This is a genomic window from Mediterranea sp. An20, from assembly GCF_002160055.1.
GTDB classification, from domain to species: Bacteria; Bacteroidota; Bacteroidia; order Bacteroidales; family Bacteroidaceae; genus Bacteroides; species Bacteroides avicola.
Genome location: NZ_NFJV01000026.1, coordinates 43,144 through 58,428, shown reverse-complemented (window position 1 = coordinate 58,428; position 15,285 = coordinate 43,144). Strand labels below are relative to the sequence as shown.

General features: G+C 46.1%; 15 protein-coding genes. 11 read left to right on the top strand and 4 right to left on the bottom strand.

The genetic code is table 11. The annotated features are described in order from the left end of the window. On the bottom strand, positions 1-623 hold a 623-nt coding region (locus tag B5F34_RS13560), incomplete at its 3' end, for a phage integrase SAM-like domain and Arm DNA-binding domain-containing protein (protein ID WP_204245610.1). A gap of 391 nt (positions 624-1,014) precedes the next feature. Here B5F34_RS13560 and B5F34_RS13555 point away from each other — a divergent pair. The 6 genes from B5F34_RS13555 to B5F34_RS13530 all read left to right on the top strand — a co-directional run bounded on the left by B5F34_RS13555 (position 1,015) and on the right by B5F34_RS13530 (position 10,014). Then, positions 1,015-1,488: a hypothetical protein gene (locus tag B5F34_RS13555; RefSeq protein ID WP_239448971.1), complete on the top strand. Its 474-nt coding sequence runs from the start codon at positions 1,015-1,017 to the stop codon at positions 1,486-1,488. Positions 1,489-2,339: 851 nt separating this feature from the next. Next, positions 2,340-3,710 (top strand): AAA family ATPase, encoded by a 1,371-nt coding sequence (locus tag B5F34_RS13550; RefSeq protein ID WP_087340072.1) that lies wholly within the window; start codon positions 2,340-2,342, stop codon positions 3,708-3,710. A gap of 5 nt (positions 3,711-3,715) precedes the next feature. Beyond that, positions 3,716-6,559 carry a DEAD/DEAH box helicase family protein gene (locus tag B5F34_RS13545; RefSeq protein ID WP_087340069.1) on the top strand — a complete coding sequence of 948 codons (2,844 nt, stop codon included), beginning with the start codon at positions 3,716-3,718 and terminating at the stop codon, positions 6,557-6,559. A gap of 521 nt (positions 6,560-7,080) precedes the next feature. Continuing rightward, complete coding sequence (locus B5F34_RS13540) at positions 7,081-8,364, top strand: site-specific integrase (RefSeq protein ID WP_087340065.1); 1,284 nt, start codon at positions 7,081-7,083, stop codon at positions 8,362-8,364. Beyond that, on the top strand, positions 8,361-9,668 hold the full coding sequence (locus B5F34_RS13535; protein WP_087340061.1) for a site-specific integrase: 1,308 nt from the start codon (positions 8,361-8,363) through the stop codon (positions 9,666-9,668). The genes B5F34_RS13540 and B5F34_RS13535 overlap by 4 nt, the downstream gene beginning before the upstream one ends. After that, complete coding sequence (locus tag B5F34_RS13530) at positions 9,640-10,014, top strand: virulence RhuM family protein (RefSeq protein WP_087340058.1); 375 nt, start codon at positions 9,640-9,642, stop codon at positions 10,012-10,014. The genes B5F34_RS13535 and B5F34_RS13530 overlap by 29 nt, the downstream gene beginning before the upstream one ends. Before the next feature lie 90 nt (positions 10,015-10,104). Here B5F34_RS13530 and B5F34_RS13525 read toward each other — a convergent pair whose 3' ends face one another. From B5F34_RS13525 to B5F34_RS17415, 3 genes are read right to left on the bottom strand one after another with little or no spacing between them, the layout of a single operon-like run. Next, positions 10,105-10,407, bottom strand: coding sequence for a helix-turn-helix domain-containing protein (locus tag B5F34_RS13525; RefSeq protein WP_087340056.1), 303 nt, complete (start codon positions 10,405-10,407; stop codon positions 10,105-10,107). 41 nt (positions 10,408-10,448) lie between these two features. Then, positions 10,449-10,760: a helix-turn-helix domain-containing protein gene (locus tag B5F34_RS13520; protein WP_087340054.1), complete on the bottom strand. Its 312-nt coding sequence runs from the start codon at positions 10,758-10,760 to the stop codon at positions 10,449-10,451. 14 nt (positions 10,761-10,774) lie between these two features. Then, a complete protein-coding gene (locus B5F34_RS17415) occupies positions 10,775-11,059 on the bottom strand; it encodes a hypothetical protein (protein WP_117910950.1) in 285 nt (94 codons plus the stop codon). 244 nt (positions 11,060-11,303) lie between these two features. Between B5F34_RS17415 and B5F34_RS13515 the strand changes: the two genes are divergently transcribed. The 5 genes from B5F34_RS13515 to B5F34_RS13495 all read left to right on the top strand — a co-directional run bounded on the left by B5F34_RS13515 (position 11,304) and on the right by B5F34_RS13495 (position 15,130). Next, positions 11,304-11,744, top strand: a complete 441-nt coding sequence (locus B5F34_RS13515; protein ID WP_087340050.1) for a DUF3408 domain-containing protein — start codon at positions 11,304-11,306, stop codon at positions 11,742-11,744. Positions 11,745-11,937: 193 nt separating this feature from the next. Then, positions 11,938-12,303: a MobC family plasmid mobilization relaxosome protein gene (locus B5F34_RS13510; protein WP_087340044.1), complete on the top strand. Its 366-nt coding sequence runs from the start codon at positions 11,938-11,940 to the stop codon at positions 12,301-12,303. 9 nt (positions 12,304-12,312) lie between these two features. Next, the gene (locus B5F34_RS13505; protein WP_087340041.1) at positions 12,313-13,251 is read left to right on the top strand and encodes a relaxase/mobilization nuclease domain-containing protein; all 939 of its coding nucleotides are present in this window, start codon (positions 12,313-12,315) and stop codon (positions 13,249-13,251) included. A 2-nt stretch (positions 13,252-13,253) separates the two neighbouring features. Then, a complete protein-coding gene (locus B5F34_RS13500) occupies positions 13,254-13,916 on the top strand; it encodes a hypothetical protein (RefSeq protein ID WP_087340038.1) in 663 nt (220 codons plus the stop codon). Between the two features lie 5 nt (positions 13,917-13,921). Next, complete coding sequence (locus tag B5F34_RS13495) at positions 13,922-15,130, top strand: site-specific integrase (protein ID WP_087340035.1); 1,209 nt, start codon at positions 13,922-13,924, stop codon at positions 15,128-15,130. Positions 15,131-15,285 lie beyond the last annotated feature (155 nt).

Genomic DNA, 15,285 nt, shown 5'->3' with positions numbered 1-15,285 from the left:
GTCATGTAGGAGCGTTTGCTTTCCGGCAGCCGGATTTTGTCCGACTTGTCTATTTTGTCAAAGGGATTCGACCTCATGAGTTCCGCACGGACAGCCGCGTTCAAGGCGCTGTTCAGCACCCGGTAATAATTCTTGAGCGTGAAGTTCGACACTCGCTTGCCTCTCGGACGGTATTCCATCATCAGATAGTCGATATAGCCCTGGCAGAACGCCTTGTCTATCTGGTCAAGCGTAACCTTTTTCCCCGCATAGTCCTCGATAATGCGGATGGCCACCTTAATCTGGTTCTCGTCTTTCTTTCCCCTCTTTTCCTGATTCTCCTTGTAGGTTTGCATCCAGTCCAGCAGAAAGACTTTCTCCTTTTCGTTCTCAATACCGGCCTCACCGTTGGTCATTTCGATAATGCGTTTCGACTTGATGGCATTGGCGGCATTCATTGTCGCTTTATTCCGCCTGCGTGCATTCTCATCGGTTTCCGGGATGAGATACATCTTCAGATATTCATAGGTCCGTTTGCCGTTACGGTATATGTCCAGATACAGGCTCTTGCTCCCGTCGCTCAAGTCCTTCATCCGAAGGCGGACAGGCTCCTTCACTTTTTTAGGTTGTCTTATTCGTGCCATAGGAAATCCCTCTTTGTTTCTTCTGCCACAAAGGTACGAATAATAATCCAAAACGAGGAACAAACAAGAAACAAAAATGCACCAAAAAAGAACCAAACAACTGCAAACAATGAAAACAACTGCAAATAACAATACCCTTATAAATCCCTGTAATAAAGCCATTTTCTTTGCACTTGTTTGGATGTTGTTTTCATTTCACACCTTTACATTATAAATCTGGAAAATTGGAACTACGGAAGCGATTGCGTGATGCTTATGCTATGCCTCGGCATAGCGTGCAGTCACGTACGTTCCGTAAAGGCATTCCAGAGCCGTCGCTTGAAGGTAGTGTGATTTGCACGCTATTTTCGTATGACGACTTTCGGTCATAACCACCACTAAAAGAGACCGAATGGGAAAAGTCGTATTATTCGCCGTTCTCACGATGGACGGATGCCTTGCAGACTGCTCAGGGGAAGCACAGAAATGGCTTGCCAGTACCGACATGCCGGACAGGTTCGGAATTGCCAAAATGAAGAGAACCGCCCGTCCGCTCTCTGAATATACCTCCCTCACCATGCTGGTGCTTGACAAGACCTCCACAACTTATTTTATAGAAGCCAACACCACGACCGCAAGTATCATCAACGGCATGGCACGTATGCATCTGCTGGATGAAATTATCCTCTGTACAATACCCGTCATTGCCGGGAACGGATGCCGACTGTTCCTTGGAGATTTGCCTGAAAGCGAATGGACGCGGGACGAAATAGAAGCATATAAGGACGGCTCGCTGAAAGCCGTGTATCGGAAAGGAAGCGATACCAAGATGCCCAAAAAGAGATTATCTTTATTGGCAAGGATGTTCGGGAAATCCTCATCGTAACATGTTATACTCGTCAAGCGCAAAATTCTAAAAAATCACAGGTTGCCCGACTTCGGAGAGGCAACCCGGCGGCAAGGTTTTCGGAGTAACCCGAAACGTTTTGAGTAACTCAAAACATACCTTGCTGCTGCCACTTTTCGGCAGTAACCGAAAAGCCTTCGAGTAACTCGAAGGACACCTTGCTGATTTCTCGTGAAATCAATAATCCGTCAGCAAACGGATTGAAAAAATGCTGTTATTCTCATTCTTAAAGCATCGTTTCCCGATGCCCAAGCTGCCAAAAGAAGAAATGGAATGAGGGCGGTGTGCAAGCCTGCACTTTATTGAGCTTACAGAGAACAAAGCCGGATTTTCATCCTTCTGAGAAACAGACAATAGTGCCAATTCGGATGTCAATATGTGCCAATCACAGCCAAAACAGACATTAGACCAATAAGGAAATGCTATTTTGAGCAAATACATCCTCGCTTGTTTACAAATTCAGCAAACCAATGGTTTGCTAAAACAATGAAGAACAGAACCCGACAACCAAGAAAGTAATTCAATGCAGATAGGAAGCAACATGGTTTCAATGATATGCTGGTTTGCTGTCGTGCTGTTGTGCTGGTTTACAACAGCGAAACTTCAAATAAAAGTTTCATCAATGGGGCGCGGATTTAGAGGAGTAGAGTTCAGAGGAAGTAAATCGGTGGTACAATGAGTTCGCCTTTCAATGTGGCGATATCAAAGGAATAATTGAAATGAAAACATCCTGAAATTCTTTCTAATCCAAGAAAATGTGTATATTTGCAGACATAATAATCTCGAATACGTGAAATATTAATCAGACAATAAAGGTGAATAGGTGAATTATGAAAAGAAAGATATATGATAAACTGTTGGAATGGAAGAAAAACCATAAGGGTGATACTGCCCTTTTGATAGAAGGAGCCAGGCGTATAGGGAAAAGTTATATCGTGGAAGAATTTGCACGCAAAGAATACGAGTCTTACATTCTGGTGGACTTCAGCAAGGTAAATCCTCAGGTAATGGAGTTTTTCAACCTTTATCTGGATGACCTCGATATGCTTTTCATGAGTCTGGAACTTTACTTCAGGCGGAAACTTACTCCCCGCCAGACGAAAGGCGAGGAAGCCCGTTCCTTGGTCATATTCGACGAAGTACAGTTCTGCCCCCGTGCCCGTGCAGCCATCAAGCACTTGGTTGCAGACAGGCGTTATGACTATATTGAGACTGGCTCGCTTATTTCTATTAAGAAGAATGTCAAGGACATCATGTTGCCATCCGAAGAACATGCCATTGAAATGTTTCCGATGGACTTTGAGGAATTCCTGTGGGCAATGGGTGATGAAATGCTGATGTCTTACATCCGGATGCGGTTTGACAAACGTCTTCCGATGGAGGCTTTCCACCGCCGGGCAATGGACTATTTCCGGCAATATCTGATTGTCGGAGGAATGCCACAGGCTGTACAGAAATATGTGGAAACGCGGGATTTTGAAAAGGTAGATGAGGTGAAGCGCGATATATTGGCTCTTTACCGCAATGACATCCGCCAATATGCGGACAATCAGGAAACGAAAGTTGCCGCTATCTTTGAGGAGATTCCGGGGCAATTGCAGAAACACGAAAAGAAGTTTGTCTTATCCGCATTGCAGAGTGAAGCCCGTATGCGTGATTATTCACAGGCTTTCTTTTGGCTGAGTGACGCTAAAATAATTAACTGTTGTTATAATTCGACCGAACCGAGTATCGGCTTGAAACTGAATGAAGAACGTACAACGCTGAAATGTTATATGGGTGATACCGGGCTGCTCATCAGCCACGCCTTTGACGAACGTGGAATCGTAAGTGCGGACCTTTACCGTAAACTGATGTTTGACAAGCTGGAAGTAAACGAAGGTATGTTGGTGGAGAACATTGTGGCGCAAATGCTTCGGGCGACAGGACACAAACTCTACTTTTTCAGCAACAGTTCCCGGACATCAGCCGAAGACCGTATGGAAATTGATTTCCTGATAGCCAAACCTATAACGACCAGCAGGCATAACATTTCACCTATTGAGGTAAAATCCGGACAGCGCTACACACTGAACTCGTTGAGGAAGTGTATCGCCAAATACGGCTCCCAGTTATCCACGCCCTACGTGCTTCACGATAAGGATATGAAAATAGAAGATGGGATTGTGTATATGCCTTTATATATGACACCATTGCTTTGAATGATATGGGAAAGCAGATTACATACCAAGAACTGTTGGCTGCATACAACAAGCTTCTTATGGAGAATGAGTTTCTTCATAAGGAGGTAGATAGGCTACAGGCATTACTAAATAGCAAGGATATTCATATGACACAGCCCATTACGAAGCAACATTTGTCTTTGGAAGAAAAAGTAAGTGTATTCCGTAATCTGTTCAAGGGACGCGAGGATGTGTTTGCACGGAGATGGTACAGTAGGACAAGCGGAAAATCAGGTTACCAGCCAGTGTGCCGGAATGAATGGGACAGGCAATTGTGTGACAAGAAAAAGTATAAGTGCGCAGAATGTCCCAACAGGTTGTTCAAACCGTTAGTGTATGAGGATATATACCGGCATCTTGAAGGGAAAGACCCAGACGGACAGGATGTAATCGGAGCCTATGCCATTCTTGCCGACAACAACTGCAATTTTCTGTGTGCGGATTTCGATGACAAGTCTTGCGAACATGGATACGAGAAAGATGTGTTGGCGTATGTCGGGGTCTGTAAAGATTGGGATATTCCTTGTTCCATCGAGCGCTCCCGCTCCGGAAACGGTGCACATGTATGGATATTCTTTGAACAGTCATTGCCTGCTTCCAAAGCGCGAAGACTTGGAAATACAATATTGACAGAAGCGATGGAAAGATACGGGCGGATGACTTTCAAATCATACGACCGTTTCTTTCCCAATCAAGACAGATTGCCAGAGGGTGGTTTCGGGAATCTGGTGGCGTTGCCATTACAAGGGAAAGCACGCAAAGAAGGAAACAGCGTATTTGTAAACGAGAATTTTACAGTTTACGAGGACCAGTGGGACTATCTACTTCAGATAAAACGGATTTCCGAAACAATGATTGATGCAATATTGGCTAAACATAGGACAGATTCCGATTTGGGTGAATTGTCCACTACCAGTGAATCCAAACCGTGGGAGACTCCGGTACCTCAGAAAATCACTCCTAACGATTTTCCTGCTAATCCTATTCTCATACGCTCCAATATGCTATACATCCCTTTGTCTGGGTTTTCCGCAAGAGCAATCAACCATCTGAAACGGATTGCCTCATTCAAGAATCCGGAGTTTTATGCCAGACGAGGTATGCGCTTGTCTACTTACAACATTCCCTGTATCATTTCCTGTGCCGATATGGAAGAGGATTACATCACCCTGCCCCGTGGATGTGAAGATGCGGTTGTTGCTCTTTTGGAAAGCAACCAAATCACCTACCGGATAGAGGATAAGACCAATCATGGAGAGAACGTAACCGTAAGGTTTAAAGGCGAATTCCGTGAAGAGCAGAAAGCAGCCATAGCCAGTTTGACAGCACATGACAACGGGGTATTGAATGCCACTACCGCATTTGGAAAAACGGTTACGGCTATTGGCCTACTTGTTGAACGGAAAGTAAATACGCTGATACTTGTACACACTAAAGCTTTATTGGACCAATGGAAATCCCGTTTGGAAGAATTTTTGGAAATAGACTTTACGGAAGAAGATACTCCAAAGAAACGTGGCCGTAAAAAAGCCTTTTCACCGTTCGGTACATTGGATTCTAAGGGAAATTCACTGCATGGGAAAATAGACATTGCCTTGATGCAATCCTGTTTGGAAGACAACGGGGTGAAATCTTTTGTTCGGAATTACGGAATGCTGATTGTGGACGAATGCCATCATGTATCAGCAGTGAATTTTGAACGGATATTGAAGTATGCCAATGCCAGTTATGTCTATGGACTGACAGCTACCGCAATCCGCAAGGACGGGCACCAGCCTATTATTTTCATGCAATGCGGCCCTATCCGCTATTCGGCAGATGCAAAGGTCCAAATGACCTCCCAAACATTCACGCGCCTGCTTGTTCCCCGTTTCACTGCTTACAGAGAATTGACGGATGATAAGTCCACTTATGCACGAATGATTCAGAAAATGGTCAAAGATGAAAATCGGAACAATCTTATCATAGACGATGTGCGTAAGACATTAACGGAAGGACGTTCTCCCATAGTATTGACAAATCTTACCACCCATGTCGAAACATTGGCAAATGCCTTAGCTCCCTATTGCAAGTATGTTGTTACTCTTATCGGTTCTGAATCGGCAAGAGAAAAACATCAGAAAATGGAATTGCTACAAGGTATTTCTCCTACGGAACCGCTTGTCATAGTAGCGACAGGGAAATATGTGGGTGAAGGTTTCGACTATCCTCGGTTGGACACTCTGTTTTTAGCCCTGCCCGTTTCTTGGAAAGGCATTATTGCACAATATGCAGGGCGTTTGCATCGGGAGTATCCGGGCAAAAAGGAAGTTCGGATTTACGATTATATCGACATTCGCATACCAATGTGTGATGTCATGTACAAGCGGAGGCTACGTGGATATGCATCTGTGGGTTATCAGATAAAATCAAATGAGCCAATGAACATATTCAATGAAAGCCATAGCGTTATTTTTAACGGTCATACATATCTAGGTAAGTTTTTCAATGATTTGTCTCAAGCAAAACGTTCGGTCGTTATTTCCGCAACAAAACTTTGGTTTTCTAAACGTTCATCTGTGCTTGATATGCTGAAAGACTTGTTGGCACGAGGTGTGGAAGTCATTGCCGTAATCAGAAGTGATTTGGAAAAGGAAGAACGGTTAAAAGAAACAGGAGCAAATGTCAGAGTTAATGATTCCTTGGCTATTGATGTTGTAATCATTGACAAATCCTTGATATGGTATGGCAGTGTCAACTATCTTGGTTACAACACTGATGAAAATAATGCCATATGCATTTATGATTTAAAATTGGCAGAGAATATCTTAGAAGTTCTTTACACCTAACACTAATTTTTCTGTTGCTAATAGGATTATTGTGTTGGTGAAGTATAATTTCTTCATTCTTTAGAGGAATAGTTTTGGCAGTGAGGGAGAAAAACACTACTTTTGCAAATGAGAGAAGCGTTCTTTTGATTGATGCAGAACATTGCAGAATAGAGAAGTCCGCTGGTTTCTAAATCGAGCATCAAAAAAGCAAGATTGCGACAAATAACGTAACTCACTGAATCACACGTGTAAACTTCCATTTTCTTCTTATTGCTGCCAAGTGGCAAAAAAGCAAGATGCAGCGGATTTATGCAGACTTTCCGTTACGAATGCATTACCTGTTTATAGCGAAAGAAGCCTCTCCAAAATCCTTTCAGCAAGGTTGTAGGACAACGGTTTAGCCTGCTTGTGAGGCTTTCCTTTCCATAATGGGTTAAAATAGTTTCTCAACGGATTTTCTTGCACTTGTCCGCACCATTCTGCAAACGGATGATTAGCTCTATTGACTGTAATTTTGCGAACAAAAAATAGAGCTGTTTATGGAAGAATTAAAAGTAACGTTTTACCTCAAGAAGAACGAGGAAAGAGCCGATGGGACGGTACCTATCTTGGGACGAATCCGTATCGGCAAGTCAATGGTACAGTTCAGCACCAAGGTGTATGTCATTCCCTCTCTATGGGACGTCAAGTCTGGAAGGGCTGTGGGCAAAAGCAAGCCAGCCGCAGCCACCAACAAGGAGCTTGACAGGATTTCACTGGACATCCATTCCGCTTACAAGGATTTGTTGGCGAAAAAGGAAACCGTATCAGCGTTGGAAGTGAAAAATGCCTTTCAGGGCATCTCATCCGAGCAGGAAACCCTTGTATCGTTTTATGGCAAATGTAATGAACGGTTTTACGAGAAAGTCGGCACAAACCGTAAAGTGGAAACTTATAAGCGGTATGGTGTGGCATTGAACCACTTGAAAAATTTTCTTAGGCAGAAATATCATGTTAAGGATATGCCATTTCAAGCTCTCACTCCGTCCTTCGTTTCCTCTTTTGACCTCTATCTCCGTGCAGACCTGAAAATGGCATTGGGAACAGTGAACAACATTATCGGACGTTTGCGCAGCGTCATCAAGTCGGCACTCAATGACGGACTTTTGCGTAAAGACCCTTTTAACGGTTATACGTTTGATTATCCGCAGATTGTTCCGAAGTTCCTTTCAGAAAAGGAACTGGAACAGATGATGAACACTCCATTGCCGAAACCGAACCTCAATCTTGTGCGTGACGTGTTTCTCTTTTCCGCGTTCACAGGCATCGCCTTCAGCGACATACGCAATCTCACCCAAAAGAACCTTTTGAAAGCGGAGGACGGGATATGGTGGATTCATAGTGCGCGTAGAAAGACAGGAACGCCTTTCCATATTCCATTGCTGGATTTGCCATTGGAACTTATTGCCAAGTACCGTGGCATAGCTCCAAATGGCAGGCTTTTCCCGATGCTCAGTTGCAGCAAGACGAACATTAATCTGAAAAAGATAGCGTCAATATGCGGAATCGAACGCCGGGTGACCTTTCATCTTGCCCGCCATACATACGCCTCGGTAATCACTCTTTCTCAGGGTGTTCCGCTTGATACAGTGCGTGAATTGATGGGACATCGCGACTGGAGGGCTACACAAATTTATGCGCATCTTACCAACGACAAGGTAAGCGAGGATATGGGCAGGTTGCAAGAACGTATCGGTAACAAGTTCGAGTTGACAGACAATAAAATGGCGGAAGTTGTTATTTCAACACCCCAAATCAAACGTACCAAAAGGATGAAACCATGAGACAGGAGAGAAAGACCGCTTACAATACTTTCGCCGTATTGTTTTATATCAACCGACAAAAGGTGAAGAAAAACGGCTTGTGTCCGCTCATGGGCAGGATTTCCATCAACACCGAGGTCGCACAGTTCTCCACGAAAATGGAAGTGCAACCTGACTTGTGGGATGCCAAGGCATACCGTCTGACAGGCAAAAGCCGCACCGCCAAAGAAACCAATGCCAAGATAGACAGGCTTGAAGAGGACATACGCCGTTATTATAAAGAAATTCTTGACGAACAGGGGTATATCACAGCAGAACTTGTCAAGAACGCCGTGAACGGCATCGGGCAACACAAGCGGAAGCTGTTGGAGCTGTATCGTGAGTATATAGAAGACTTTGCCAAACGTGTGGGAATCAACCGTGCGCCAAGCACTCTGAGAAGTCATAAGACATCTTATTGCAATCTTCAGAATTTTATCCGTGAACATTATGGCATTGAGGACATCCCTCTCAAGCAATTGGATTATGCCTTCATCGAAAAGTACGACCATTACTTGCGTGTAGAAAAAGGATTTTCAGGCATGACCATAGAAAACCACATCATCATGCTGAAAACAATGACAAGGACGGCAATGGCACAAGGTACAATCCAATACAATCCGTTTGCTTCGTTCTCGCCTGAAAAGGCGTTGAGGAAGTACCGCCATCTGACAACGGACGAGTTGCAGAGGCTGATGAACACGCCTATCCGGGAAAAGTTCCTGTGTTTTGTCCGCGACCTGTTTGTCTTTAGCAGCTTCACTGGCATCGCATATGCGGATATGTGCAATCTGGATGTTTCCAACTTAAGTAGGGATGGACAAGGAAATCTTTGGATAAAATTCAAACGCCAAAAGACAAAAAGCGAGTGCAGTATACTTCTCCTTGATGTTCCACGGAATATCATGGAAAAATACGAGTGCGAACGGAAAAGCGATAAACTTTTCAATATGCCCTGCCGCTCAGCCATGACCAACAACATGCCTAAACTTGCCAAAGTATGCGGTATAGAACATCGGCTTACCTACCATATGGCAAGACATAATTTCGGCACCCTGATTACACTCTCTCAGGGAGTTCCGCTGGAAACCGTATGCCAAATGATGGGACACAAGAGCATGAACACCACACAAATCTACGCCCGACTGACCCATCAGAAAGTGGACGAGGACATGAAGAAACTGACACAGCGCATAGGCAACAAGTTCCGTATGCAGGAATGGAACAAGGATAAGGAAAACATTAAAAACATACATTATGGACAGGGGAATAATCACAATTACTGAAAACGGGGCGGTCACGATGCCGACCGCTCCCGTATGGATGACGCAGCAAGAAATGTGCGATGCGTTCAACGTGTTCGGCTGCTATATTCGTAAGACTATTGCTGCCATTTACAAAAACAATGAATTGTCGGAAGAGGAAACGGTGCGGCACGTCAGGCAGGACGGCAGGATTCGCTATGACGTGTACAGCCTTGAAATGGTGATTGCCGTAGCGTTCAGGTTGCGAAGCCGCGAGGCAATAGCTTTTCGAAAGTTCATCATGGAAAGGCTGTACACAGCAAGTCGTGAAAAACCTGTAAATTTGTTCTTTTCGCTGTCCGTAACCAGTCCACGGTGTACGTGTTAGCAGTAAAAGATATAACATTACACAAAGAAAGCCGATGGCGACAAGTAAATTGTCCGCCCATCGGCTTTCTTTGTTTTTGCACATTCAGATTTACGTTTCCATGCGGTAAGCGTTCCTGTAGCCGCTCATCAACAGATTTTCGATGTCAGACTCCTTGTACAGGATTTTTCCGCCCAACTGGTAGTAGGACACCATCCCATTATTGCGGTAGTCCTGCAAGGTGCGTCGGCTCACCTTGAGCCATGCCGACACCTCCTTGTCCGTCAAGAACTGTTCGTTACTTGGCGAAGCCTTATGACTCGCATCCATTCTTTCGATGCCATCAAACAAGGCATCCAGTTTTCCGATGAAGCCGACCTCCAGTTCACGGTCGGCAAGAATCAAGTCGTTCATAATTTACAGTGGATTTAGTGGTTGTACATTGTGTTGTCTGATTAGATGCTACAGCCACGATAGGCTGCATCCTTACGTCTGTCCTCCACGAGCCGGACGATGCGCTGCACATCCTCCGGCTTGTAGAAAATCTTGTGCCCTATCTGCGAGTAAGCCAGCGTACCGTTGTCGCGGAGCGTCTGCAAAGTTCGCGGACTGATGCGCAACTGTTGGCAGACTTCTTGGTTGTCCATCCAACGGCTGAGCCGTTTTCCCTCCCTTTTGTGGAGGATTTCATTCACCCGGTCGGACAGGCGGTTGAGCTTGCCGACCATTTCTTCATACTTGCTTTTTGAAATGATTACTACTTCCATACTCATTATATTTACTAATTGTTCTTCTTTTTGCCTGCAAAGTAAAGCCGTTGTCCGCTTGAAACAATGGATTTGCAATGAGGTGGCAGCTTGTGGCAGCAAGTGGTCGGGAGTGGCGTTATCCACCGAACACGTAACGGCTGTTCCAAGCGTCCGTGGTGCAAAGAAAAGCGAAGTCCGGCATAATCCAACCGCTTTGCACCTGCGTGGCAGCATTTGGCGTCGGTGTGGTAGCCTGTGGCGTTCTTCGGATTCCTATACTTCTTGAAAGGAGCTTCATCTGTTTCACGCCAAGCCATGTCCTTAAATCTGTTCCAACCATTCCAATTAAGCCCTTAAAAATCCTAATGCCATTTCTCGCACAATGGCAAAACGATGCAGCACGCACCGTTCCGACAATGCGTAAAGTGCAAAACCAAACATTGTTGCCACAGTCCGCCCATTCGTTTGACAGCCTGCAATACAGCCATTTCCTTTGCAACTGATAATCGGTCAAATGTGCGCACAACGACCAACATTGTTAAACACTAAATTCAAACAAGTATGAAGAAGAACGTAAGCAGCCAGAGTATGGATGCAACATTGCAGGATTTTTTAGGCAACAAGCCGAGTATGGAAACACCGAAGCCCGAGCCCCAGCCTGCCGACACAAAGGAACAGCCGGAAAAGGCAAGCGAGGTTGTACAGGAAAAGTTAAGTGAAGCCGTACCGGAACAGACGGATGAAACTCCGCAGGTGGTACGCCGCATCAGCGGCAAGCAACGCCGGGCATCGTTGGAGGAATACAAGGAAGCCTTTCTCACCGTTCCGACCATCGAAGACCGCAAGCCCGTGTTCCTCAGCCGCAGTACGCGCGATGCCCTCGACCGTATCGTACGCATGTTCGGCGAGCGGCGGATGAGCGTGTCTGGACTGGTGGAGAACATCGCCCGGCAGCACCTTGCCACCTACGGGGAGGACATCGAGGCATGGCGTAAACTCTGAGAATTAAGAAGTGGATTGACGGGGCGCAATTCAGAGTTACCCTGAACCTGTCCAACGGAGTTTTGAGGGGAGCAAGTTTGTGTTTCGGGCATACCGAAACCGCCTACTCCCACTCATAGACTCCGTGGAGAGCCATATCCCGTTGGTCTAACCAGTAATCACATTCTAATCAGTAGAAATCAATTAAAAATCAATGGAACAGAAACGGATTTTTGACAGAAGAAACAAGGGAGGCCGCCCCAAGAAAGGAGCGGCAGACAAGCTGAAATACCGCCTCACTGTGAAGATGGCGACATCGGACTACTACACGCTGAAAGGCAAGGTGCGGAACGCGGGCATATCCACCGGGGAATTCTTGCGCCGTTGCATGAGGAACGGGCAGGTGAAGGAACGGCTCACGCCGGAACATACGGGCTATGTCCGCCAGCTCTGCGGCATGGCGAACAATCTGAACCAGCTTGCGCACAAGGCGAACGCCGCGGGTTTCGTTACGGTGAGGATGGAGTGTCGCATACTCGTGGCACGGATTGAAGAAGTGCTGAATTTAATCCTCTTATGACAGTCAGATATGATAGCTAAAATCGTAAAGGGAAGCAGTTTCAAGGGTGTGGTAAACTACATTCTTGACAAAGGGAAGGACGCTAAAATCCTTGTCTGTGACGGTCTGTTTGCCGAGGACAGGGACACGATAGCCATGAGCTTCGAGGCACAATCAAAGATGAATCCGAGGGTAATGAAGCCCGTCGGACACATCTCGTTGGCTTTTCACAAGGAGGACGAACACCGCCTGACCGACCGCGCGATGGCTGGAATGGCGTTGGAATACCTGAAGGAAATGGGGATAACCGACACGCAGGTTCTCATCGTACGCCACTTCGACAAGGAGCATCCGCATGTGCATATAGCGTTCAACCGAATCGCCAATAATGGCAGGACAATCAGTGACCGCAACGAGCGGATACGCAGCGCACGTATCTGCAAGGAACTGACGAAGAAATATAACCTGTACTTTGCCAACGGCAAGGAACGGGTGAAGCAGCACCGCCTGAAAGAGCCGGACAAGACCAAGTACGGGCTTTACTCCATCCTTAAATCGGAGGTTTCAAGGTGTGGAAACTGGAACATTCTTGCCGCTAATCTGAAGAAACAAGGAGTGGATATGCGGTTCAAGTACAAGGGCAAGTCGGACGAGGTACAGGGTGTAGTTTTCACCATGAACGGCTATTCGTTCAGCGGTTCCAAGATTGACAGGCGGTTCAGCTTTTCCAAGATTGACGCAGCATTGGAACGTAATAGGCGCACAGAGCGAATGAATATGCAACCGCCCTCGCGTCATGAAGAACTACCCACGTTTCAACCTGAATCAAGGGGCAACGATGATTTGTACAACGGCTCGATTGGTCTTTTCATGCCGGACAACGCGGACGGACAGGCTGAGGAAAACCGTTTCGAGGAAGAATTAAAACGCAGGAACAAGAAAAAGAAACAACGTAAAATAAGATTTTAAACATGGATAATAATGAAGTTTACTCGCTCTTTGAGGACATCAAGAATGACCTCAAGAGCATCAACGGAAAGTTGGAGAACGCTCCAAAAGTAACCAACAATCAATCTGGCGGACAGCCTACGGCGGTGGACTTGACACCCATAAAGGAGCTGTTTGACAGTTCCGCAAGGGAGCATCAGGCACAGACAAAAGCCATGCTGACCAAATTCGCTGAAGCGGAGGTTTACGCATCGAACAGGATTCTACACCTGTTACGGGCTTTGAAGGAATCGTTTGCTCTAAGTTCGGAAGAACGAGATACCGAGCCACAGGAGCATATCCACCGTCATCAATTCGACATCAAGTCCAACAAGGTATTTTCTCTTTTGGTCGGCATGGGCATCGTATGCAGCCTTTCCGTCTGGGGCAACATCGAGCTTTGGAAATCCAAGCGTCAGTATGCGGACGATGCGTTGAAGTTCCGTGTCATCCGCTCGTGGGGAGGTTGCAATGCAAACAACATTCTTTGGCTGAATGACGTGTTCGACATCCACCGCAACGAAGAAACTATTGACTGGATACGACAGGAAGCTGACGGCTACGACAAAGGATTAAAGACCTTGTCGGACAGTCTGATGCAGGAGAAATTGAAAGTGACACAAATAAATGGTAATAACAAAAAGTAACGTGAATGGCATCGGTAAAAGTGAAATTCCGTCCTTCTTCCGTAAACGGCAAGGAGGGCAGCATCTATTATCAGGTGATACACAACCGCGCGGTCCGCCAGATTACGGCAGACTTGTATGTGCATGAAAGCGAGTGGAACGCCGGAACATCATCCGTAACGGCTCCCTCCCAAGCTGATGCAGACAGGAAGCACCATCTTCATATTATCCAAAAATACATCAGCCGTGACGTATTGCGGTTGGAGAACATTATCCGCGACCTGACGCTCAAAGGTGTCTGTTCGGCAGATGCCATTGTGGACGGTTATCGAAAACAGACAAGCCTGCAATCGTTCTTTAATTTCATGGATTCCGTCATTGGGCAACTGAAACGCCTGAACAAGGAACGCACATCGGAAACCTATGCGTCCGCTTTGTCCAGCTTCATGCGTTTCAGGCGGAACAAGGATATACAGTTGGACGACATGGATGAGGACTTGATAATGGAATACGAGGCATGGCTGAAAATAAATGGCGCATCCCTGAACACCATATCTTTCTATATGCGCATCCTGCGCGCCGCCTACAATCGTGCAGTGGAAAAGGCGCTGACCGCACAGAAACATCCCTTCAGGCATGTCTATACAGGAATGGACAAGACCGTGAAACGCGCCATATCCCTGAAGGACATCCGGCGCATCAAGGAACTTGACCTGACGGGAAAGCCGCATTGGGAACTGGCAAGGGATATGTTCCTCTTTTCGTTTTACACCCGTGGAATGTCGTTTATTGACATGGCTTATTTGAAGAAGTCGGACTTGAAAAACGGCATATTGAGTTACCGGAGGCACAAGACCGGACAGCAGTTGCACATCAGGTGGGAAAGCTGCATGGAGGAAACCGTGGCGAAATATGCCGCAGGATGTTCCGGTGATTACCTGCTCCCTATCCTGAAACTGCCTTCCAAGAAACTGCGCAGCCAATACAAGAGTACGCTGTTCCGCATCAACAAGTACCTGAAAGAGATTGCCCGACTATGCGGCATTGCCGCGCCGCTTACCATGTACGTGAGCAGGCACTCTTGGGCAAGCATCGCCAAGAGCAAGAACATACCGATTTCAGTCATCAGCGAGGGCATGGGACACGATTCGGAGGAAACCACGCGCATATACCTCGCGTCATTGGACGGTTCGGTGATAGACAAAGCGAACTTGCTTATTCTGAAAGACTTGTAATCGGAAATTGTTTGGGAATAATGGGGGTGCTTCTGACGGGAGATACACTATCGGATGCAAAATTACACATTTTTGTGAAAAACGGGCAATTTGCACTCCATAAAAATGCGTCAAACAAGCATTAAAGCAGCATTGAAACGGCTGTTGTTTTACAA